Source organism: Sorangium sp. So ce406 (assembly GCF_051474675.1).
Lineage (GTDB): Bacteria > Myxococcota_A > Polyangia > Polyangiales > Polyangiaceae > Sorangium > Sorangium cellulosum_G.
On the sequence record NZ_CP150340.1, the window covers coordinates 11,452,279 to 11,473,533 of the forward strand.

A 21,255-nucleotide genomic window follows, 5' to 3' on the forward strand; every position below is an offset into this window, starting at 1 on the left:
GTCGCGCGGTCGCTACCGCGAGGGGACGGGTGCGAAGCGCGGGCCGGGGCGGCTCAGACCGAGTCGGGCGAGCGAGGGCGCGTAGCTCGCGTCGCGATCTGCCATGATCTCCGCCAGCTTGGCCTTGACCTCGGCGATCCCGGCCCCTTGAAGGCGCCGGTAATTGTCCTCGGCCGGATCGGCGACGGGCTCGACGCCCGCCCCCGCGAGGACAGTCCCCGAATGGTTCAACCCCTCTGGAATCGTTTGAATGAACGGGTCCGGCGCGTGCCGGAGGAGACCGACGAGCCGGTGAGAGCTCGTCTCGTCCCCGGCCATCTCGGGGTGGAACGCGGCCAGGACCGGCGCGGGGCTGCGGACCCGCCGGAGCTGCTCGCCGAGGCGCGACGCGAACCGCTCGAACTGGGGCGACGGAGCCTGGATGCACGGGAAAACCAGGTGCACGACGGCGGACTCCGCCTCCTCGACGGCCGCCAGCGCCGTCTCGAGGACGGGCTCCCGGTCGAGCAGGACGTAGAAGCGTCCGAAACCGGTTGCAGCGTCGCGCATGAACGGGCAGAGGCGATATCGAGCGACGACCTCGTCTGCGTAACGCCCGTGGACCCGGCGCACCTCGGCCGCCAGCCGAAGCGCCTCCTGGTGGTGGGACAGCTCCCCCCGCACGACCGGCTCGCTCAAACGCATCACCTCGAATTCTTGGGGAAGCAATCTTCCCTCAGCTCGTGATAGCTTACGCCGCGCTGCGGCGGAAGGAGGAGGCGTGCAGGAGACCGCGAAGTTAACGCTGAACAAGAACGGTACGGAGCAGACGATCGAGCTGCCGGTGATCACGGGCACCGAAGGGGAGAAGGCGATCGATGTCGCATCCCTACGCTCGAAGACCGGGTACGTGTGCATTGACCCGGCGTTCGTCAACACGGCCTCGACCACGAGCTCCATCACGTTCCTCGATGGGGAGAAGGGCATCCTCCGCTACCGCGGCATCCCGATCGAGCAGCTCGGCGAGAAGTCGACCTTCGTGGAGACCTCGTACCTCCTGATCTACGGCAAGCTGCCGAACAAGAGCGAGCTGTCCCGGTTCTCCACGCTGCTCACCCGGCACTCGCTCATCCACGAGGACATGAAGCGCTTCTTCGACGGCTACCCGTCGACGGCGCACCCGATGGCGATCCTGTCCGCGATGGTGCTCTCTCTGTCGAGCTACTACCCCGAGGCGATCGACGTGAAGAACACCGATCTCCTCGACATCACCATCGCGCGGCTGCTCTCGAAGGTGCGCACGATCGCCGCGTTCTCGTACAAGAAGTCGATCGGCCAGCCGTTCGTCTACCCGCACAACTCGCTCTCGTACTGCGCGAACTTCCTGAACATGATGTTCTCGGTCCCGGCGGAGCCGTACGAGATCGACGAGGACATCGTGAAGGTCCTCAACCTGCTCCTCATCCTGCACGCCGACCACGAGCAGAACTGCTCGACCTCCACGGTGCGCCTCGTCGGGAGCGCGAAGACGAACCTCTTCGCCTCGATCGCCGCGGGCATCTGCGCGCTGTGGGGCCCGCTGCACGGCGGCGCCAACCAGGAGGTCGTGACGATGCTCGAGGCGATCCGCGCCGACGGCGGCGACGTCTCGAAGTTCGTCAAGCTCGCGAAGGACAAGACCTCGGGCTTCCGCCTGATGGGCTTCGGCCACCGCGTCTACAAGAACTACGACCCGCGCGCGGTGCTCATCAAGGCGGCCGCCGACAAGATCCTGTCGAAGCTCGGCATCAAGGATCCGCTCCTCGACATCGCGCAGCGGCTCGAGGAGACCGCGCTGAAGGATCCGTACTTCGTCGAGCGCAAGCTCTACCCGAACGTCGACTTCTACAGCGGCATCATCTACCGCGCGCTCGGCTTCCCCACGAACATGTTCACCGTCATGTTCGCGCTCGGTCGTCTCCCCGGCTGGATCGCCCACTGGAAGGAGATGAACGACGACCCGAACGGCAAGATCGGCCGCCCGCGGCAGATCTACACCGGCGAGAACGCGACCGACTACACGCCGCTCGACGATCGCGCCTGACCGCGACGGGGCCCGCGCGGCCCCGTCGGCAGCCCACCAGCACCGCTGCACGCCTTCGACGGCGCGCCTGACCGACGGGGCCCCCGCGGCCCCGTCGGCAGCTCACGCGACGCCGTCGCGCGCCGCTCGGCGGCCGCGATCGAGCGCGGCGGCGCCATCGAACGTCAGCAGTTCACGAGCAGCAGAACGACGGCCAGCGCCACGATCACGCCCGTGGCGAGCGAGGCGCCGCCGACGAGCAGCACCAGCTTGCCCGTCGACAGCTGCACGCGCGTCGCGCCGGGCGCGGAGGGCGCCGCCAGGCTGTCGTCGAGCGTGCGCTCCGGCCGGCCCATCGACGCGCCGGCGACCGCAGGAGGCTCCGTCACCGTCGGCTGCGGGCGCGCGCTCGGCGACACAGCGGCCGGCGGCGGCTGCATCGACGGTTGCATCGGCGGCGCCGGCTGCGACAGCGGCTGGCCGGCGCGGATCCTCCCGTCGAGGACGGCCTGCGCATAGGGCGGCAGGGTGCCTGCGCGCACCGCGCGTACGTCCGCCCGCATCGTCTCGGCGTCCGGGTAGCGGTGGAACTTGATGAACGCGAGCGAGCGATCGACAACGGCCGCGACGGCCGGCGGGATCCCGGGCGCCACCGAGGCGAGCGGCGGCGCCGGCTCGGTCGCGGCGGCGATGACCTCCATGGCCTCCGTGACGTCGCCGTGCACCTGCCGGCCCGAGAGCAGCCGGAACATCGTTGCACCGAGCCCGAACAGATCGGTGCGCCCGTCGATGTCGTGGATGAGCCCCGTCGCCTGCTCCGGCGCCATGTATGTCGCCGTGCCCATGATCATGCCGGTCTTCGTCGCCGTCTTCTCGGGCAGGCCCGTGAGCCCGTCGACGACGCGCGCGATGCCGAAGTCGAGCATGCGCACGCGCCCGTCGTTGCCGAGGTGGATGTTCTCGGGCTTGAGATCGCGGTGCACGACGCCGCGCGCGTGCGCGATCGCGAGCGTCTCGAGCACCTGATCCGCGAGCGCGAGCACCTCGCCCGGCGGCATCGTCCCGGCGCGCGCCATCCGATCGAAGAGCGTCTCGCCCTGGAGCACCTCCATCGTCAGGTACGCGAGGCCCTCGGGCGACTCGCCGGAGCCGAGCACGCGGACCACGCCGGGCACCGCGTCCGCCCCGCCGAGCGAGTTGCCGATGAACCCCTCTCGCAGGAAGCGCTTCCGCACCTCGGCGATCGCGTTGAGCTCCGGGTGCAGCACCTTCAGCGCGACCTGCGATCCGTCCCCGGCGCGCCCGAGCAGCACGCTCCCCATGCCGCCGGTGCCGAGCACGCGCTCGATCCGCCAGATTCCAGCGAACGTCCTGCCGACCCAGTGCTCCGCGTCGTCGTCGTACACGCCAGGCGCCCTCGTTCGAGCCGCCGCCATCCGGAGGGAGAGAGAAGCTCAGCGGCGAAGCAACTGGTAGGCCGCACCGCGGCAGGCGCGCAAGCTAATTGATGGAGGTCGTCCCGAAACGGGCGTCGTCGTCGAGCCGCTCGGCCGCCGCCTTGAGCCCGGCGGCGACGCCGCGGAACGCTTCCGCGGGCATGCGCAGTGTCACGCCGGGGCCGAGGAGCGTCACGTGAACGGTACCGCACGCGCACCGGGTGACGCGCGTCGCGTCATTCGCCGCAATCTCCGTGTGTGGACCGCATTTCTTGGTCGCCGCCATCGTTGAACCTCTCCCACATCCTAGCAGTTTCTGCCCCCGTTCGGCCAAGACGCCCCGGCCGCGACGGAAGGCTGCCGTCTTCCTGACATGATGGTCCCGAAATTGCAAAACCGTGTATATCTCCATCATCGCTGCTGCATTGCTGGAGGGACCCATGGCTTCTCGATGGCTGATGTTCGGTGCGCTTCCGCTTTCGCTGGGCCTCGTCGGTTGCATTGACGAGCGCCCGGATCCGGTACCAGGCCCGGGGGTCGATCAGTCGCTGCTCGCCCGACCGCCGGAGGGCGATGGCTTCCAGATAGAGACGGAGGACATCGTGGTGCCGCCGGGGATCGAGCAGCAGGACTGCTACTTCTTCAAGGTCCGCGACCTCGCCGCGACGAACGGGATGGACCCGGACGCGCCCGTGAACCTCCACCGCGTGCAGATCGCGCAGCGCGACGGCTCGCATCACATGAACATCTTCCGCGTGCGGACGATCAAGGGGCTCGGGCCCGAAGGCGGGCTCATCCAGAAGAACCAGAACGGCGTTGGCGAGTGCTTCAAGAGCCCCAACTGGGCTGACTGGCCGCTCATCGCGAACTCGCAGCAGGACGGCCAGCTCGACTGGACGTTCCCCGACGGGGTCGCGAACGTCCTCCAGCCCGACGAGTGGCTCATGCTGCAGACGCACTACGTGAATGCGTCGTCGCAGAAGACCCCCGAGGCCGTCGGCCGCGTCCGGGTGAACTTCTGGTCGCTGCCGACGGAGGAGGTGACGGCCGAGATGGGCACCGTCTTCGCGACCAAGCAGTCCATCCGTGTCTGCCAGTCGAACCCGCGGCCCACGTTCGAGGGCTCGTGCCAGATCAACAGCCCCTCTCCCGTGAGGATCATCGGCGCCAACGGCCATTTCCACAGCCGGGGCACGAAGTTCGACATGTACGCGTGGGACGGCACCTCGATCGGCACGCCCGCGGAGTCGGAGCGCTTCTATACATCGACGGCGTGGGACGACCCGCCGATGCTCACCTCGCCGCAGCTCGACCTGGAGCTCCCGAAGAACGGCGGCGTCTGGTACGGCTGCACCTACGAGTGGCAGCCGCCGGATCCGTCGGTGGGCTGCAGCGGCCTCGACGAGTACGACGTGACGAAGAACCTGACGCCCGAGGAGCAGCTCGATTGCTGCTACACGTTCGGTCCGATCGTCGAGAAGAACGAGCACTGCAACATCTTCGTCTACTACTATCCGAAGCAGGACGACGTGTTCTGCAACTGAGCCTCCCGCGCAGGCGCGCGCGGCGCCGGTCGCCCGGCGCGCGCCTCGACAGGAGCTCCCCAGCCTGGTCTTCTATCCCATGCGCACCTGCTTGCATGCGGCTGCTCCGCTCGGGGCGATGAAGTCGACTGCCACCATGGCTCCGGCTGCGTCAATCGCTCTGATGGCTCCGATGGCGCGGATTGCCGCCATGGCGCTCGGCGCGATCGTCCTCGCCGGCTGCCCCGACGATCCTGTGACGCCGCCCGACGAGGGGCCGCCCGCGTGGCGCGTGCTGCTCGACGAGGACGACCTCGACCGGGCGGTGCTGTCGATCTGGGGGACGGGGCCCGACGACGTGTTCGCCGTGGGGGGGCCGCTCGGCAATACGGGCCTCGAGTCGCTCGTGCTGCACCACGACGGGGCGACGTGGCGCGAGCTCCCGGCCGGCGGGGAGGAGACGTTCTGGTGGGTGGCGGGCTCGGGGCCGAACGACGTGTGGATGGTCGGCGAGCGCGGCCGCGCCGCGCACTGGGACGGAAATGCCTTCCGCGAGCACGACACCGGGACGGAGGCTACCCTGTGGGGCGTCATCGCGTTCGCACCCGACGACGCCTGGGCGGTCGGCGGCACGCCCGGCGTCGGCGAGGACGCGGAGAAGGACATCGTCCTTCACTGGGACGGCAGCGCCTGGTCCAGAGAGGCGCTGCCCCAGGAGACGGGCCGCGCGCTCTACAAGGTGTGGGGAGAGTCCTCGGAGGACCTCTATGCCGTCGGTGAGTTCGGCGTGATCTGGCACCGCGCGGGCTCGACCTGGGAGCTGCAATCCGATCCGCCGATCGCGCAGGGGACCCTCTTCACCGCCGCCGGCTGCAGCCGTGAAGAGGTGTACGCGGTCGGCGGCAGAGACGTTCTCCGCTCGGACGGCGAGGCGTGGCGTCGGATCGACGTCGAGCTCACCAACGACGTCAATGGCGTCGCCTGCGGACGGCCGGGCGAGGTCGCGATCGTCGGCTATGGTGGCCTCAAGCAGCGACTCGTCGACGGGGCCTGGATCGACGAGTTCACGGAAGAGCCGTACGCCGACCTCCACGCCGTCTGGGCCGACGGGGAGGGGGCCTTCTGGGCGGTCGGCGGCGACTTCCTCAGCCAGCCGACCCCGGGCAGAGCGCGAAAGGGTGTGGTGGCGCGCCACGGAAAAGGGCGGATCGCCGACACTGTGAGCCGCTGATCACCGCGCGGCAGATGGCCGTACGTGTATTACCTGGCCGGACATGCGCGCAGTGTGGCATGTCGCATCATCGCGCCGTGAACACAGCTACACGCCGTGATGAAGCGGGCACGGCCGCAGAGACTTTTTTTTCGCAAAATGCTTCAAAGGGTGGCGCTGGTCGTCCGATTGCAACAGCCGCAGTGACCACACGCGGACCCCGCGCACCTAAACCCAGGAGAATTCGAATGCGACGGACCATTGCTCAGCTTTTTGTGAGTGCCTTTACGTTTGCTGTCCCCGTTCTCGTTGCTTCTTCCGCATCAGCTCAGGGAAATCCCTGTGGATCCCTCCAGGCCGCGGCGGCTGGACGGTGCGAGATCCGCACCTCGGGCGGCTGCGAGGGGTACTGTGAGCCGGTCCAGTTCACGGCGGAGTGCGACGCGCGGTGCACTGGCAGCGCCTCGGCGTCGTGTACGGGGAGCTGCGAAGCGGATTGCCAGGCAGATTGCGACGTCGACCCAGGCAGCCTGAGCTGCGAAGGGAGCTGCTCGGCGAGCTGCAAGGCGGACTGCAGCGCCAACTGCTCGGCCCAGGCCAACGGCGGCGGGGCGCAGGCGGACTGCGAGGCGGCGTGCTCGGCGGACTGCGACGCCGAGTGCGACGTGAGCTGCCAGGGGACCCCGCCGAGCGCCTCGTGCGAGGCGAAGTGCGAGGCGAGCTGCGAGGGGCAGTGCAACGTCGAGGCGAACATCGATTGCAACGCCACCTGCACCACCGATCTCCGGGGCGGGTGCGAGGTGCAGTGCTCGACGCCGGATGGCGCGCTGTTCTGCGACGGGCAGTACGTCGATATCGCCGGGACCATGGAGGAGTGCAAGAACTGGCTGCTCTCGCAGAACATCGAGGTCGAGGCTCACGCCGAGGCCGAGGCCAGCGTCTCCTGCTCGGCTGCGCCGGGGTCGACCGCGCCGTTCACGGGCACCGGGCTCGCGGCGCTCGTCGCCGGCGTGGGCGTGGCCGCCGCGCGCCGCCGCAAGCGGTCCTGAGCCGCGGCCGGCGCGCCTGACGCGCGCGCGGCGCTTCGTGAACGATCCCCGGGCCGGGTCGCCTCGCGCGGCCCGGCCTGGTGTTTTCCGGCACCGTGGCGGCGCCGTCTGGCCTGGGCCGGCGCCGTAGTAGATTCGCGACCACCCTGATGACCCTGCATCGTCGTTCGAGGCCGCGCTGGGCGCTCGCCCTCGCGTTGCTCGCCGGCTGCGAGGCGCGCACGCCGCCCGCCCCGCCCGTAGCAGCCCCCGCGATCGCCGGCGCGCCGGCGCTCTCCAGCGCGGCGGCCGCGCCCATGGCCGCGAGCGCGGCGGCGTCGCCGCCCGCGAAGGCCGCCGCGCCGCCGGAGCCGCTGCCGCCGGAGCCGCCGATCGCGCTCGCCTCCGGCGGCGCGCGCGCGGTGCGCGGGGATGCCGGGCTCGTGACCTCGGTCGAGGAGCACGCGACGCGCGCGGGCGCGGACGTGCTGCGGCGCGGCGGCAACGCGGTCGACGCCGCGGTCGCGGTGGCGTTCGCGCTGGCGGTGACCCACCCGAGCGCGGGCAACATCGGCGGCGGCGGCTTCATGATGATCCGCCTCGCGAACGGCGAGACGCAGGCCGTCGACTTCCGCGAGGCCGCGCCCGCGTCGGTGACCACCGCGTCGAACATGGCGATGGTGCGCGCCGGCGCGTACGGCTACGCGTCCGCCGGCGTCCCGGGCTCGGTCGCCGGCCTCGCCCTCGCGCACGAGCGGTTCGGCAGCCGGCCGTTCGCCGAGCTCCTCGCCCCGGCGATCGACCTCGCGCGCAAGGGGCACCGCCTCGGCGCGCGGCAGGCGCTCACGCTGCGCTGGTCGTGGCCCCGGCTGCGGGCCGATCGGGCCGCGAGCGCGATCTGGGGGCGCGGCAAGGCGCCGCTCGCGCAGGGCGAGCTGGTGCGCCAGCTCGATCTCGCCCGCACCCTGGAGACGCTCGCCGCGGAGGGGCCGCGCGCCTTCTACGAGGGCGCGATCGCCAGGAAGATCGCCGCCGCGATGCGCGAGCGCGGCGGGCACATCGCCGAGAGCGACCTGCGCGCCTACCAGGCGAAGTGGCGCGCGCCGCTGCGGTTCTCCTACCGCGGCTTCACCGTCGACACGATGCCGCCCCCGTCGATGGGCGGCGTCGCGCTGGCGGAGATCCTGCTCACGCTCGAGCGCGTCAAGGCGCACGAGGCCCCGGTCGACTCCGGGCTGTCGCTGCACTTGTTCGTCGAGGCGGCGAAGCGGGCGTACGCCGATCGGCGCCAGGTGAGCGCGGACCCGGATTTCGTCGGGCCGGAGACGTCGCAGCTCCTCGCGAGGCTGCTCGACGGCGGCTACCTGATGCGCCGCGCGCCGGCCATCGATCGGGAGCGCGCCACGCCGGCGGGCGACATCGCGCCGGTCGCGGGCGCTGTCGCGCCGGAGTCCCCGGAGACGACGCACTTCTCGGTGATCGACGCGCAGGGCAACGCGGTCTCGTGCACGACCACGCAGTCGGCGAGCTTCGGGTCGAAGATCGTGATCCCCGGCACGGGCATCCTGCTCGGCAACGCGATGGGCGCGTTCTCGGAGACGGGCATCAACGCGGTCGCGCCGGGCAAGCGCATGGCGAGCTCGATGACGCCGACCCTCGTGAGCCGCGACGACAAGGTCGCGCTCGTCCTCGGCTCTCCCGGCGGCGACACGATCCCGAACACCGTCGCGCAGGTCCTCCGCAACCTGATCGACCACGGGATGACGATCGACGAGGCGGTCCGGCACGCGCGCGTCCACCACCAGTGGATGCCGGACCGGGTGCGCGTCGAGCGGCTGACGCCCCCGCCGCAGGCCGCCCTCGACGACCTCGCGCGGCGCGGGCACGCCGTCGCGCTGGATCCGATGCCGATCGGCGACGCGAACAACCTCCTCGTCGACGCCGCCGGCGTGGCGTGGGGCTACGCCGACACGCGCGAGGGGGGGACGGCGGAGGGCGTCAGCGCGCCCGGGAAGCCCGCCGCGGCGGCGCAGGCCGGCGCGCCGGAGGCGTCGAGCGCGCCGTAGGCCGCGCGGGCGGCGTCATCGCAGCCGGGGATCGTACTCGGCCGCGTCGGCGTCGTCGTCCTCCTTGGGGCGCACGACCACGACCGGGCACGGCGCGTTCCGCGCGATCCGGTCGGCGGTGGAGCCGCCGAAGAGCCGCTGGAAGGGCGACTGCGGGTGCGTGGCCACGACGATGAGATCGGCGCTGAGCTCGCGGGCGAGCGAGACGATGGCCCGGTCGGGCCGGCCGGTGCGGAAGTGCATCGCCATGAGCCGCGGCTGGCCGTCCGCGAAGCGGTGCTGGAGCACCCGGAGCGAGGGCGGCGACGACGCGCCGGGCGTCGTCACGTCGCGCACCGCGGGGGCGACCTGCCGCGGGCCGACGACCACCGCGTGGATCTCCGTCTCGCCCCGGAGCGCCGCCAGCTCGAACGCGAAGCGCCAGGCCCGCCCGCCCGGCTCGGACAGGTCCATCGCGACCACCACGATGTACGACTTCACCCGGCGCCCGCCGCGCAGGCTCGAGCGGGCCGCCTCGCTCGCCGGGGCGGGCTCCTTCCCACGGGCGCGCTCGCTCACGGGAGCCGGCTCGACCACGGGCGCGCGCTCGCCCGCGGGAGCGCGCTCCCGCGCGGGAGCCGGCTCGACCGCGGGGACCCGCTCCGTCGCTGGAGCCGGCTCGGTGGCGGGGACCCGCTCGGTCGTCTCGCTCGTCTCGTCGGGCATCCCCCCTCCCGCGGCGGCGCCCGCCGCGTGCGGCGGCCGGGCGAGCGCCCCGCCCTGATCGGCGCGCGCGGGCGCCGTTGCTTCGGTCGGCATCGGGCGCAACGTTCGCAACGCGCCGCACGCCCGCAAGCCGCCGCCGCGCACGCCGCGCGGCGCGCGCAGGCGAACAGCGCGAGCCGCCCGGGGCCGCCCCGGGCCACTCCAGCCTTGACGCACCCTCCAGACCTTCGCAGCGTCCCGCCCATGATCCCCCGCTACACCCCGCCCGAATTCGAAGAGCTCTGGTCGCCCGCCACCCGGTTCAAGACATGGCTAGAGGTGGAGCTCGCCGCCTGCGAGGCGATGGAGGCCGAGGGGCTCGTGCCCGCCGGCATCGCGGAGGGGATCCGGGGGAAGCAGCTCTCGCTCGACGCGGCGCGGATCGAGGCGATCGAGCGCACGGTCAAGCACGACGTCATCGCCTTCCTCACCCACGTCGAGGAGCTGGCGGGCGAGGGGGCGCGGTGGCTGCACCGCGGGATGACCTCGAGCGACGTGCTCGACACGAGCCTCGCGATGCTGCTCGTCCGCGCGGCCGACATGCTCTCGACGCGGCTCGACAAGCTCTGCGACGCGCTCGCGCGGCGCGCGGACGAGCACCGGCGCACCCCGATGATCGGCCGGAGCCACGGCATCGCCGCCGAGCCGATCACGTTCGGCCTGGCGCTCGCGGGCCACCTCGCCGAGATGAAGCGCGGCAGGGCGCGCCTCTCCGCCGCCCGCCAGGCGATCGCCGTCGGCAAGATCGCCGGCGCGGTCGGGACGTACGCGCACCTGTCGCCGCGCATCGAGGAGCGCGCGCTCACCGCCCTCGGCCTGCGCCCCGAGACGGTCTCGACGCAGATCGTCGCGCGCGATCGCCACGCCGAGTTCTTCGCCGCGCTCTCGCTCATCGCCGCGGGCATCGAGCGGCTCGCGACCAACGTGCGGCACTGGCAGCGCACCGAGGTCGGCGAGGCGGAGGAGCGCTTCTCCGTGGGCCAGAAGGGCTCGAGCGCGATGCCCCACAAGCGCAACCCGATCCTCAGCGAGAACCTGTGCGGCCTCGCGCGCATCGTGCGCGCCGCCGTGATCCCCGCGCTCGAGAACGTGCCGCTCTGGCACGAGCGCGACATCTCGCACTCGTCGGTCGAGCGGATGATCGCGCCCGACGCGACCTCGACGCTCGGCTTCATGCTCGACCGCGCCGCGGGGCTCGTCGACGGGCTGGTCGTCTACCCCGAGCGGCTGCGGCAGAACCTCGACCGCACGGGCGAGCTCTTCTTCAGCGAGGCGGTGCTGCTGTCGCTCGTCCAGAAGGGCAGGCCGCGCCAGGCGGCCTACGAGCTGGTGCAGCGCTGCGCGATGCGCGCCATCGCGGGCGAGGGCCGCTTCCGCGACAACCTCGCGGCCGACGCGGACGTCGCGGCGCTGCTCACCCCGGACGAGATCGCGCGGTGCTTCGACCTCGATCACGCGCTCTCGCACGTCGACGCGATCATCGATCGCGCGCTCCGCGATTAGCTTCGCGCACCAGGGATCCAGAGAGAGAATTCAACGCCAAGGCGCAAAGGCGCAAAGGCGCAAAGGCGCAAAGAAGATAATAAATTCAGGCATTTTTGCGTCTTTGCGCCTTGGCGTCTTTGCGTTGAATTCTCTCGCCGCTCGCGAGGCAGGGCCCTGGCAGGATCGCTGACCCGAGGTGCTGGCCGAGGCCGTTGATCTGCACAGGGCGCTCTGAGAGGCTCCGGCCCGCCATGGCCGCCGCCCGTCGCCCCTCACTCCGCCGCCTCTGCCGCTCGCTCCCGCGCCTCCTCGCGGCGCTCACGCCGCTCGCGGCGCTCGCCGCCTGCAGCGGGAGCGCCCCGGCGCCACCGCCGCCCGCGGCCGCGGCCCCGCCGCCCGCGGCCGTCGCGTCGAGCCTCGCGCCCGCGGAGGCGCCGCGGGAGCCGTTCGCCGCGCTGCGCGACCGGATCGTGCGCGCGTGGGTCGCGGACGATCCGTCGTTCGCGCGCTCGCGCGGGCTCCACGAGCACGACGGCAAGGTCGCCGACTACTCCGCCGCGGCGATCGAGCGGCGGCTCGCGCGCCTCGAGCAGGGCCGCGCGGCCCTCGCCGCCGTCGACCCCGCGGCGCTCTCCCCGGACGAGGCGCTCGACCGCGAGATCCTCCTCCAGCAGATCGACCTCAAGCTCTTCAACGGCAGGGACATCGAGGACTGGCGCCGGAGGCCGCAGTTCTACGACGAGCTGTTCGGCGTGAACCAGTACCTCGACCGCGATTACGCGCCGCTGCCCGAGCGCGCGCGGCGCCTGCTGGAGCACGAGAAGGCGGCGCTGGCCCAGGTGCCGCGCGTTCTCGAGAACCTCGCGAGCCCGATGCCGAGGCCGGTGATCGAGGTCGCCGTGAAGATCTTCCGCGGCTACGCCGAGTACCTGCGCGGCGACGTCGTCAAGCTGCTCCAGGGCGTCGGCGACGCCGCGTTCCAGGCGGAGTTCCAGGAGACGAACGCCGCGCTCGCCGCCGCGGCCGACAAGCTCGCCGAGCACCTGGCCACCGTCGAGCTGCCGAAGGGCGACGGGAGCCACGTGCTCGGGGAGGCGCGGTACAAAAAGCTCCTGCTCGCGCAGGAGGGGCTCTCGATCCCGCTCGCCGAGCTCAAGAAGATGGGCGAGGACGACCTCGCGGCGAACAAGGCGGCCTACCAGGCGCTCGCGAGCAAGGTGAAGACCTCCCGGCCGAAGGCGGAGCAGCTGCTCGCCGAGGCGACGCGGGTGATGGACGCGTCGCGCAGGTTCATCGTCGACAGGGAGATCATGAGCCTCCCGTCCGACGAGCGGGCGGTCGTGAAGGAGACGCCGCCGTACATGCGCTGGAACTCCGCCTTCCTCGACGCGCCGGGGCCGTTCGAGCGGCAGGGGCTCGTGTCGTTCTACTACATCACGAAGCCCAACCCCTCCTGGCCCCGCAAGGAGCAGGAGGAGTACGTGATGCTGCGCGGGACGCTGCTCTCGACGACCGTGCACGAGGTCTACCCGGGGCACTTCGCCCAGCACCTGTGGGAGAACCGCGCGCCGACGGACGTGCAGAAGATGTTCGGCAGCTACTCGTTCGTCGAGGGCTGGGCCCACTACGCCGAGCAGATGATGATCGAGCAGGGGTTCGGCAAGGAGGACCCCCAGAGCCGGCTCGGCCAGCTCGCGGACGCGCTGCTGCGCAACTGCAGGGTGGTCGTGTCGCTCGGGGTGCACGCCGAGGGCATGAGCCTCGAGGCGGCGGAGCGCCGCTTCGTCGACGACTGCTTCCAGGACCGCGCGACGGCGCGGCAGCAGGCGGTGCGCGCCACGTTCGACCCCGGCTACTTCGCCTACACGCTCGGCAAGCTCCAGATCCTGAAGCTCCGCGAGGAGGCGAAGGCGACGCTGGGCGCCGCGTTCTCGCTGCGCCGCTTCCACGACGCGCTCCTCTCGCACGGGTCGCCGCCGGTGCCGCTCCTGCGCGAGCGCGTGCTCGCCGAGCTCAGGGCGCCGGAAAAGAAATAGCCTTCACGAAGGCCCCCGGCCGCGCGCCTCGCGTGCGGCTCACCCCTCCGGGGCCCAGCGCGTCGGCCGCGCCTTCAGCGCGCGCGCGCCGAGCGCGTCGCACCACGCCTCGAAACGGCCGCGCGGCACGCCGCGGAAGCGCAGGTCGTCGAGGCGCTCGGCGAGCGGCACGTCGGTGCGGAGCGTCGCCAGCGTCCGGTAGAGCAGCGCCTCCTCGCGCTGCTCGGAAAGCGCGCGCGCGATCCTGTCGGCGCCGCGCACCGGCACCGTCCACGCGGACGGGTCGTCCGGGATCTGCTCGAGGTGCCCGTAGGCGCCGAGCAGCGCGGCCGCCGTCCGGTCGCCGATGCCCGCCAGCCCCGGGATGCCGTCGGCGTCGTCGCCGGTCAGCGCGAGGTAGTCCGGGATGCTCGCCGGGGCCACGCCGCGCGCGGCGCGCAGCGCGGCCTCGTCGACGACGCGCTCCTTCCGGCGGTCGACCTGCACGACGCGCTCGCCCGCGAGGCACTGCCCGAAGTCCTTGTCCGGGCTGAGGATGCGCACCTGCTCGACCTCGCCCCGGAACCGCGCCGCCGCCGTCGCGAGCGCGTCGTCCGCCTCGAACGCGTCCATCGACCAGACGACGACCCCGAGCGCGCGCACCGCCTCCTCGACCGGATCGAACTGCCCGCGCAGCGCCGGATCCATGCCCTCGTCGCTCTTGTAGCCGGCGAACAGATCGTTCCGGAACGAGCGGATCGGGTTGTCGAACGCGACCGCGAGGTGCGTGACCTCCTCGTCCGGGTGGTGCAGCAGCGCGAGCAGCGAGGCGACGACCCCCACCGTCGCCTTCGCGTCCCAGCCCCCCGGCGCGCGGTGGTCGGGCCGCTTGGAGAAGTGCGCGCGGAAGAGCTCGTAGGTGCCGTCGATGAGGTGCAGCCGCATGGGTGTCCCCTCCCGCGGGCCGCCCGCCCGCTACGCCGTCATGTCGGCCATGAAGATCGGCGGCGAGTGCAGGGCCATGATCTCCGGCGTCGGCGGGGCCGACTGCTTCGCCATCCGGAGCGCCTCGTCCATCGTGCGCGCCGTCTCCCAGCCGAGGAGCTGCGGGATGTACTCGTTGTCGGCGCCGACCACGATCATCCGGCCGATGTGCTGCCGGCCCGCCTCGCCCCAGTACCACATGAAGAACGGGTGGGTCGGGTGGTACGCGTGCCCGAAGCGGTACATCTCGATGTACGCCGGGTTCTCCGAGAACTTCTTCTCGTACCGCTTGTGCAGCTCCATCGCGTCGCGCGTCTCGGGCAGCAGCCGGTGCACGAACTCGATGTACGGGGCGTGGTGCTCGTTGTCGAACAGATCGGTGCAGGGGTGGAGGATGATCATCGTCCCCCCCTTCTTGAGCATCGGCGCGCCCCGGTAGAGGTTGAACATGTAGCCGTTCGCCATCACCTGCACGAGCAGCGGGTTCAGGAACGAGTTCACGTTGTAGGGGCTGATGTACGGGATGCCCGTGACCAGGATGTCGGCCTGGCCCGTGACCGGGACGAGGTACTGGTCGAAGCTGCGCTTCAGCGTGTGCTCGTGGACGGCCTCGGTCTCGCCGGCGAACACCCCGGTCACCCCGTACGGCGAGGGGACGCGCTGGAAGATCGCCTGGCGCGCGGGCTGCGGCACCTTCGACAGCGTGAAGCGGAGGGCGCGCAGCGCGCTCTTCTCGCCCGCGCTCAGGTCGTCCTCGTTCTTCGCGAGGAACTCGAGCGGGCGATCGAACATGCGGTTGTTGATCGTCGTCTCGATCGTGAAGACGTTGAGCTTCTTGTTGGCCAGCCGGCCCATCCGCTCGACGCTCGTGTGCAGCGCGGAGCTCTTCGGGTCCATGTACGAGTAGCAGTCGCGCATCACCCGCGGGTTGTGGTGCGCGCGCAGGCTCCTGTACCCGCACAGGCCGACCGAGACCGACTTGTGCCCGCCGTCCATCGGCACGAGGTTCAGGTTCACGTAGATCACGAGGTCGCTGTCGACCGCGCGCTTGTTCAGCTCGACCTCCTCGCCGACGTCGGTCGTGCCGATGTACTTCATGTTGGCGAGGTTCTCGGCGTCGTGGTTGTAGAGCTTCTTCGGCCAGTAGGCGTTGAAGATCCTGTCGCCGACGATGTGGCGGACCTCCCAGTCCTTCATCCGCCGGTGGACGCTCGTCGCGATGATGATCTCGACGTCGTCGACGCCGTAGTCGGAGAGCAGGTCGAGCACGATGGTGAGGACGCGCTCGCGGATGTCAGGGCGCCGCATCGGCGGCAGCGGCAGCGAGATGTCGTCCACCGCGATCGTGACCTTCATCCCCGGGCGGAGCTTCGCGTAGAGCGGCTCCGAGTTGTGCGGGTGGTTGATCGCGTAGCGGATCGCGGCGTCGACGTCCTTCAGCGGCTCGAGCGGCGGCTTCGGGTAGATCACCCGCGAGCCGGTGGGCAGGTCGACCTCGACGAGCTGGTCGCCTGAGAAGAGCACCCGGGGGGCGCTGCGGCTGTCTAGCGTGACGACGCAAGGATGGCTCATGGGGCTTTCAGAGCAGGTGGTGCGACGAGTTGGGCTGTGGCGTGGCTCCCCGCCGTCGTCCGGCAGAGGCCAGGGTCATGCGGCGAGATCGAGGATCGGCCAGTGGTAGGCCTGCGCGAGCAGCTTGAGCTTGCGGTCCGGGTTCACCGCCGCCGGGTAGCCGACGACCGAGAGCATCGGGACGTCCGAGTAGCTGTCCGAGTAGGCGAAGCACTCGTCGAGGTTGTGCCCGTGCGCGTGGGCGTGCTCGCGGATGAGGCGCGCCTTCTCGGGGCCGGCCACGACGGGGCGCAGGAGCTTGCCCGTCGCGAACCCGTCCTTCACCTCGAGCCGGTTCGCGATGATGCCCGTGGCGCCGAGGTGCTCGGCGAGGATCTGCATCAGGAAATCCAGCGCGCCGGAGATGAGGACGACGTCGTGCCCCTTGTCGAGGCTGCACTTCACGAGGTCCCGCGCCTTGCCGTAGATGGCCGGCTTGAGCACCTTCGCGAACGCCTCCTCGGCGAGGGCCACCAGGCGGTCCTCGGAGACGCCCGCGAAGGAGCTGAAGAGCAGCTCGTTGAAGAGGCGCCGATCCTGCAGCTCCGCCATCGCCATCCACGGCGCCTTGACGAGGGCGCGGCCGAGCTTCGCGAGGCTGTGCATCGGCGTTGGCTGGTTCAGCATGTAGAACACCGTCGGGTGCACGAGGTTGGTCGTGACCAGGGTGCCGTCTACGTCGAAGTAGCTCGCCGGCATGTGGGGCAAATCTCCCTTCATGCCCTTTGAGTCAAGATCGAGCTGGCGCGAACCGGGATTCGCAGGCGAATCGTCACGCCGCGAAGAGGCGCTCGTAGCGGTCGTCGAGCTCCACGCCGCCGTCGGTGTCGCCCCGGTCGACCGGGTTGATCCCGCAGTACTCGACGCTCGCCAGGTGGCGCCAGCGCCCGGCGCGCTCCGGCTCGTCGGGCAGCACCGGGGTCGTGCAGGGGAAGCAGCCGATGGTGCGGAAGCCCATCGCGTGCAGGGGGTTCTCGACGGCGTCCGGATGTGCCGCGAAGTAGGCGTCGAGCTCCTCGCCGCTGAGCGACGCGAAGGGGTGGACGCGGATGGCGTTGTTCGCGGGGTCGAGGCCGAACGGCGCGACCTTCGCGCGGGCGCCGCCCTCGCCGCGCCGCAGCGCCGCGACGAGCGCGTCGTAGCGGCCGCGGATGGCGTGCAGCGGGACGGACTTGCGGAGCTCGCAGCACCGCTCCTGGCCCTCCTTCGAGAGGTAGAGCAGCCCCTCGTCGCGCGTCTGCTGCATGAAGCTGCGCTCGGGCGAGAGCGTGACGACGCGCAGGTTCGGGTGGGTCCGCGCGAGCTCGTCGCGCGTGGCGAGCGTCTCGGCGTGGAGCACGCCGGTGTCGACGAAGACAACGTCGAAGGAGAGGCCGGCGCGGTCGGCGACGTGGCAGAGCGCGGTCCCGGCCCGCTGCATGCTGCTCAGGATGGCCGCGCGGGGGCCGAAGGACTCGCGGACGAAGCGGAGGAGCTCGGTGGGCGACGCGCCCTGGAAGCGTCGGTTCAGCGGTTCGAGGTGTCGCTCGGTGATGCGCATACGGGATGCATAGCAGAGCCCGTTTCCTTGATCCGGGTTGCGTTCGCCGGAGCTTGCGCCTAACTCCGCTTTCGCGGAATGACCAGCGCCCACCAAGCCTCGCAAGCCGGCGGACCCGGCCAGGAGCTCCCGGAGCTCGAGCGCCGGCGCTTCCTGTTCGTGACCGGCAAGGGAGGCGTCGGGAAGACGACGATCTCCGGCGCGCTCGCCCTCGCGTTCGCCGCCCGCGGCAAGCGCGTCCTCGTCGCGATGTGCAACACGAAGGAGCGGCTCTCGGCCATCCTCGGCACGAAGCCGATCGGCCAGGAGGTCACCCACGTGGCCGAGCGGGTGTGGGCGGTGAACATCTCGCCCGACAAGGCGCTCCGTGAGTACGGCGAGATGGTCCTCAAGGTGCGCGCCGCGGCCGATCTCGTCTTCGACAACAAGTACACGCGCACCTTCTTCCGCGCGGTGCCCGGGCTCTACGAGTGGGCGATGCTCGGCAAGGCCTGGTTCCACACGACCGAGCTGCTCGCGGACGGGTCGAACCGCTTCGACGTGGTGCTGCTCGACGCGCCCGCGACGGGGCACGGGGTGGACATGCTGCGCGTGCCCAAGGTGATCCTCGACGTGGCGCCGCCGGGCATCCTGCGCCGGGACGCCGAGGCGGCGTGGGCGATGTTCCGGGACCCGGCGCGGAGCGGGGTCGTCGTCGTGACCCTCCCGGAGGAGATGCCGGCGACCGAGACCGTCGAGCTCGTCGCGGAGGTCCGGGGCGAGCTCGGCCTGCCGGTCCACCGGCTGATCATCAACGGCGTGCTGCCGCCGCTGTTCTCGCCCGAGGAGCGCCGGGCGCTGCTCGTGGATCCGGGGCGCCTCGACATCGAGGCGCCGCTGCGCGCCGCGCACACCGTCGAGAGCGCCGTCGTGGCGGGCGCGCGGCGCTCGATGCGCGAGTCGGTGCAGCACGAGAGCCTGGCGCGCCTGCGCCGCGAGCTCGACCTGCCGACCGTGATCCTGCCGTTCCTCTTCGACGAGGCCTCGACGGTCGCCGGCACGCGGACGCTGGCCGAGCGCCTCTGAGCGGGCCGATGCCGGCGGCGATGGTGCGAGCGAGCCCGCTGCTCTGCGACGGACGTGCGCTGCTCGACGCCGATCGCCTCCTCCACGCGGGGGTCGCCGATCGGCGCGCGAGCTTCGAGCTCGGGTTCACGGCGGCGCCGCCGCACACGGGGTTCCTCGTGGTCGCCGGCGTCGAGGCGGCGCTCGAGGCGCTCGCGCTGGACGGCGGGCGGCTCGACCCGGGGGAGGTCTTCGCGGCGCGCGCGGCGTGCGGCCTGAGCGACGCGCTGGTGGAGCGGCTCGCCGGCGCGGTGCTCTCGGTCGACATCGACGCGATGCCCGACGGGACGATCGCGTTCCCGGGCACGCCGGTCGTCTCGGTGGAGGGGCCGTTCGTCGAGGCGCTCCTCGTGGGCGCGCTGCTCGTGCCGGCGCTCCGCCGGGGCACGGCCGCGGCGACGCGGGTGGCGCGGCTCCTCATCGCCTCGGACGGCGGCGCCGTCGTCGACGGGTCGTCGGCGCGCGTGCCGTTCGCCGACGAGGCGCTGGCGCTCGCGCGCGCGATGCACGTGGGCGGCGCGGCGGCGACGACGAGCGCGCTCGCGGCCGCGGCGCTCGGCATCCCGTTCCGCGGCGAGGCGGGGATCGACCTCGGCGAGCTCGCGCCGCCGCCGTCGCCGCTCGAGGGGAGCTGGCCCTGGTACGCCGACCGGGTGATCGACCTCGGGGGTCACGACGAGGAGGCGCTGCTCCTCGAGGCGCGGCGCGTGGGCACGACCGCCGGCGGCTGGGTCGCCTCGGGGCTCGCGGAGCTCTCGGAGGGGCTGCCCGCGGCGCGCTACGAGCTCGTGGCGCTCGAGGAGTCGGGCGCGTGGTCGCTCCGGCAGGGCGCGAGCGGGCGCGGCGACGTGATCGCGGGGCGCAAGATGGTGGCGCGCTACCACGACGAGGCCGGGCGCGCGGTCGTCGACGTGATCCACCTCGCGCACGAGCGGATGCTGACGCCGCGGGCGCTCGGGGTCGCGCGGCTCGCGCCGCTGGCGCGCGCGGTGATGCGCGGCGGCCACGCCCTCGAGTCGCCGGAGCCGCCGGGCGTCGGTCGCGAGCGCTCGGTCGCGGCGCGCGAGCTGCTCCCGCACGCTGTCGCGCACCTGCGCGCCCCGGCGCGCTACCCGGTGCAGCTCTCGCCGGCGCTGATCGCGCTGCGCGAGCCGGAGCCGCCGAGCTCGTGGCGGTGAGGGCGGGGCGCGTGCCGGGGGCATCCCGTCACGCGCGAAGGGGGGCGTCGCCGGTACGAAGGCTTCCCGCGCGCGGGGGAGGGCTTCCCGCGGCGCGGGAAGCTTCGCGCCCGAGGTCCTGAGGCTTCGCGCGAGGTCCTGAAGCTTCGCGCGCGCTCCTGAGGCTTCGCGCGCGGGCCGGAGGGTCGAATTTCCCGGGAAATACGTCCCCCGGCCCGCGCCGGAAGGCGCCGGGGGCGCCGGGGACGCCGCTAACTACGCGAAATCTCATGCCCCGGGGCGCGCGGGAAGCTTCCGGAGCGCGCGGGAAGCTTCCGGGCCGCGCGCGAAGGTCTCGGGCGCGCGCGGGAAGCCTCCCGGAGCGCCGGGAAGCCAGGACTTATGTGTCGGGTTACTCGAAGTCGGCGCCGGCGGTCTCTTCGATCGGCGCTGCCGGCTGGGGCGGCGTGGCGGCGGGCTTGCCTGGCGTGGCCGGCGCTGTCGCGGGCTTGCGCTGGGGCGCCTTGCGGCTCGCGAGGCCGAGGCGGATGAGGTAGCTGCGCTGCTTGACGACGGCGCGGGCCGTTGTCGCCCACTCGTCGAACCAGCCGCGCAGCTTGACGAGCGCCTCGTGCCGCCGCGCGGCTTCGGGGACATCGGTTGTCTCGGGCAGAGGCGATGTCGGCCCGAGCGCCACGTCGACGAGGCCCTTGAGGCGCCTGCGCTCTGCCTTGTCGAGGCCGCGGGTGGCGAGGAATGCGACGGCCTTCTTGTCGACCTGCTTCGTCGCGGCGCGGTCCGGATCGGTGCCATTCTCGAGGGCGTCGAGCCGCGCGAGGAAGGTGGCCACTCCGCGGACCGCGGCGGTGCCGGTGGAGGGCGAGAGGTCCTTGAACACGTAATCGTGCACGTCGGGGAAGCGCCGGCGGAGCGCGGCGCCATGACGGGCGTAGTTGGGCTCGTCCCACTGGTCGAGCTCCCCTGTCGCGGCGCGCTGCGCCCTGGCGTCGTCGGTATCGGCCGGCGCGCCGGCGGTCCTGCGCGGGGCGGCGAGGACGTCGAGGAGGAGCGCGCGGCCCTCCACGATATCGTCGTCGGTCATGCCCGCTCCGGCCATCAACGTGCGAAGCGCGGCGACTGCGCCTATCCCCATCAGGAGCTTTGTGGCGCGCTCCGGCGTGGCCTCGAGGACCCGGTCTGAATACTCCATGGCTGGTTTCCTCCCTGCCGGCCGGCAAAGCCGGACGGCGGCAATGAGGAGGGAAGGTACAATGGATGTCGGCGCGGTTGAAAAGGGCTTTCTCGCCTGAG

The 21,255-nt window shown here is 71.9% G+C and carries 18 protein-coding genes; 9 read left to right on the forward strand and 9 right to left on the reverse strand.

All coding sequences use genetic code 11. The features are described from left to right. Positions 1-12 precede the first annotated feature (12 nt). A complete protein-coding gene (locus WME96_RS43015; RefSeq protein WP_437287329.1) occupies positions 13-684 on the reverse strand; it encodes a hypothetical protein in 672 nt (223 codons plus the stop codon). A gap of 100 nt (positions 685-784) precedes the next feature. Between WME96_RS43015 and WME96_RS43020 the strand changes: the two genes are divergently transcribed. Then, the gene (locus tag WME96_RS43020; RefSeq protein WP_437292415.1) at positions 785-2,062 is read left to right on the forward strand and encodes a citrate synthase; all 1,278 of its coding nucleotides are present in this window, start codon (positions 785-787) and stop codon (positions 2,060-2,062) included. Positions 2,063-2,226: 164 nt separating this feature from the next. Here the strand turns inward: WME96_RS43020 and WME96_RS43025 are convergent, their stop codons facing one another. Next, complete coding sequence (locus WME96_RS43025) at positions 2,227-3,447, reverse strand: serine/threonine-protein kinase (RefSeq protein WP_437287330.1); 1,221 nt, start codon at positions 3,445-3,447, stop codon at positions 2,227-2,229. A gap of 94 nt (positions 3,448-3,541) precedes the next feature. Then, positions 3,542-3,763, reverse strand: a complete 222-nt coding sequence (locus tag WME96_RS43030) for a hypothetical protein (RefSeq protein ID WP_437287331.1) — start codon at positions 3,761-3,763, stop codon at positions 3,542-3,544. 154 nt (positions 3,764-3,917) lie between these two features. Here WME96_RS43030 and WME96_RS43035 point away from each other — a divergent pair, with 154 nt between their 5' ends. The 4 genes from WME96_RS43035 to ggt all read left to right on the forward strand — a co-directional run bounded on the left by WME96_RS43035 (position 3,918) and on the right by ggt (position 9,304). Further along, entirely contained in the window at positions 3,918-5,021 is a 1,104-nt protein-coding gene (locus WME96_RS43035) for a hypothetical protein (RefSeq protein WP_437287332.1), read from the forward strand. Between the two features lie 172 nt (positions 5,022-5,193). Next, the gene (locus tag WME96_RS43040; RefSeq protein ID WP_437287333.1) at positions 5,194-6,231 is read left to right on the forward strand and encodes a WD40/YVTN/BNR-like repeat-containing protein; all 1,038 of its coding nucleotides are present in this window, start codon (positions 5,194-5,196) and stop codon (positions 6,229-6,231) included. Between the two features lie 254 nt (positions 6,232-6,485). Then, complete coding sequence (locus WME96_RS43045; protein ID WP_437287334.1) at positions 6,486-7,259, forward strand: MYXO-CTERM sorting domain-containing protein; 774 nt, start codon at positions 6,486-6,488, stop codon at positions 7,257-7,259. A 149-nt stretch (positions 7,260-7,408) separates the two neighbouring features. After that, on the forward strand, positions 7,409-9,304 hold the full coding sequence (gene ggt / locus WME96_RS43050) for a gamma-glutamyltransferase (protein WP_437287335.1): 1,896 nt from the start codon (positions 7,409-7,411) through the stop codon (positions 9,302-9,304). A gap of 15 nt (positions 9,305-9,319) precedes the next feature. Here ggt and WME96_RS43055 read toward each other — a convergent pair whose 3' ends face one another. Further along, complete coding sequence (locus WME96_RS43055; RefSeq protein WP_437287336.1) at positions 9,320-10,102, reverse strand: universal stress protein; 783 nt, start codon at positions 10,100-10,102, stop codon at positions 9,320-9,322. Positions 10,103-10,252: 150 nt separating this feature from the next. Here WME96_RS43055 and purB point away from each other — a divergent pair, with 150 nt between their 5' ends. Then, positions 10,253-11,551 (forward strand): adenylosuccinate lyase, encoded by a 1,299-nt coding sequence (gene purB, locus WME96_RS43060; RefSeq protein WP_437287337.1) that lies wholly within the window; start codon positions 10,253-10,255, stop codon positions 11,549-11,551. Positions 11,552-11,784: 233 nt separating this feature from the next. Continuing rightward, positions 11,785-13,569 carry a DUF885 domain-containing protein gene (locus WME96_RS43065; RefSeq protein WP_437287338.1) on the forward strand — a complete coding sequence of 595 codons (1,785 nt, stop codon included), beginning with the start codon at positions 11,785-11,787 and terminating at the stop codon, positions 13,567-13,569. A gap of 39 nt (positions 13,570-13,608) precedes the next feature. Here WME96_RS43065 and WME96_RS43070 read toward each other — a convergent pair whose 3' ends face one another. From WME96_RS43070 to WME96_RS43085, 4 genes are all read right to left on the reverse strand, one after another. Beyond that, the gene (locus WME96_RS43070; protein WP_437287339.1) at positions 13,609-14,493 is read right to left on the reverse strand and encodes a 5'-3' exonuclease; all 885 of its coding nucleotides are present in this window, start codon (positions 14,491-14,493) and stop codon (positions 13,609-13,611) included. A gap of 30 nt (positions 14,494-14,523) precedes the next feature. After that, a complete protein-coding gene (locus WME96_RS43075; RefSeq protein WP_437287340.1) occupies positions 14,524-16,104 on the reverse strand; it encodes a lactate racemase domain-containing protein in 1,581 nt (526 codons plus the stop codon). A gap of 75 nt (positions 16,105-16,179) precedes the next feature. Then, a complete protein-coding gene (locus WME96_RS43080) occupies positions 16,180-16,863 on the reverse strand; it encodes an HAD family hydrolase (protein WP_437287341.1) in 684 nt (227 codons plus the stop codon). A gap of 52 nt (positions 16,864-16,915) precedes the next feature. Beyond that, positions 16,916-17,683, reverse strand: a complete 768-nt coding sequence (locus WME96_RS43085; protein WP_437287342.1) for a phosphoadenylyl-sulfate reductase — start codon at positions 17,681-17,683, stop codon at positions 16,916-16,918. A gap of 78 nt (positions 17,684-17,761) precedes the next feature. Here WME96_RS43085 and WME96_RS43090 point away from each other — a divergent pair, with 78 nt between their 5' ends. Together WME96_RS43090 and WME96_RS43095 are read left to right on the forward strand one after the other, a co-directional pair. Then, positions 17,762-18,748, forward strand: a complete 987-nt coding sequence (locus tag WME96_RS43090; protein ID WP_437287343.1) for an ArsA family ATPase — start codon at positions 17,762-17,764, stop codon at positions 18,746-18,748. Between the two features lie 20 nt (positions 18,749-18,768). Continuing rightward, positions 18,769-19,965 carry a hypothetical protein gene (locus WME96_RS43095; RefSeq protein WP_437287344.1) on the forward strand — a complete coding sequence of 399 codons (1,197 nt, stop codon included), beginning with the start codon at positions 18,769-18,771 and terminating at the stop codon, positions 19,963-19,965. A 391-nt stretch (positions 19,966-20,356) separates the two neighbouring features. Here WME96_RS43095 and WME96_RS43100 read toward each other — a convergent pair whose 3' ends face one another. Continuing rightward, positions 20,357-21,154, reverse strand: coding sequence for a hypothetical protein (locus WME96_RS43100; protein ID WP_437287345.1), 798 nt, complete (start codon positions 21,152-21,154; stop codon positions 20,357-20,359). Positions 21,155-21,255 lie beyond the last annotated feature (101 nt).

Bases quoted from the DNA above. Each gene is read 5' to 3' on its own strand.
- WME96_RS43070 (WP_437287339.1), bottom strand. From the start codon at position 14,493: ATGCGGCTGCACCTCATCGACGGCACCTACGAGCTCTTCCGCGCGCAC.
- WME96_RS43080 (WP_437287341.1), bottom strand. From the start codon at position 16,863: ATGAAGGGAGATTTGCCCCACATGCCGGCGAGCTACTTCGACGTAGAC.
- WME96_RS43100 (WP_437287345.1), bottom strand. From the start codon at position 21,154: ATGGAGTATTCAGACCGGGTCCTCGAGGCCACGCCGGAGCGCGCCACA.
- WME96_RS43075 (WP_437287340.1), bottom strand. From the start codon at position 16,104: ATGAGCCATCCTTGCGTCGTCACGCTAGACAGCCGCAGCGCCCCCCGG.
- WME96_RS43055 (WP_437287336.1), bottom strand. From the start codon at position 10,102: ATGCCGACCGAAGCAACGGCGCCCGCGCGCGCCGATCAGGGCGGGGCG.
- WME96_RS43040 (WP_437287333.1), top strand. From the start codon at position 5,194: ATGGCGCGGATTGCCGCCATGGCGCTCGGCGCGATCGTCCTCGCCGGC.
- WME96_RS43090 (WP_437287343.1), top strand. From the start codon at position 17,762: ATGACCAGCGCCCACCAAGCCTCGCAAGCCGGCGGACCCGGCCAGGAG.
- WME96_RS43085 (WP_437287342.1), bottom strand. From the start codon at position 17,683: ATGCGCATCACCGAGCGACACCTCGAACCGCTGAACCGACGCTTCCAG.
- WME96_RS43095 (WP_437287344.1), top strand. From the start codon at position 18,769: ATGGTGCGAGCGAGCCCGCTGCTCTGCGACGGACGTGCGCTGCTCGAC.
- ggt (WP_437287335.1), top strand. From the start codon at position 7,409: ATGACCCTGCATCGTCGTTCGAGGCCGCGCTGGGCGCTCGCCCTCGCG.
- WME96_RS43035 (WP_437287332.1), top strand. From the start codon at position 3,918: ATGGCTTCTCGATGGCTGATGTTCGGTGCGCTTCCGCTTTCGCTGGGC.
- WME96_RS43015 (WP_437287329.1), bottom strand. From the start codon at position 684: ATGCGTTTGAGCGAGCCGGTCGTGCGGGGGGAGCTGTCCCACCACCAG.
- WME96_RS43030 (WP_437287331.1), bottom strand. From the start codon at position 3,763: ATGGCGGCGACCAAGAAATGCGGTCCACACACGGAGATTGCGGCGAAT.
- purB (WP_437287337.1), top strand. From the start codon at position 10,253: ATGATCCCCCGCTACACCCCGCCCGAATTCGAAGAGCTCTGGTCGCCC.
- WME96_RS43065 (WP_437287338.1), top strand. From the start codon at position 11,785: ATGGCCGCCGCCCGTCGCCCCTCACTCCGCCGCCTCTGCCGCTCGCTC.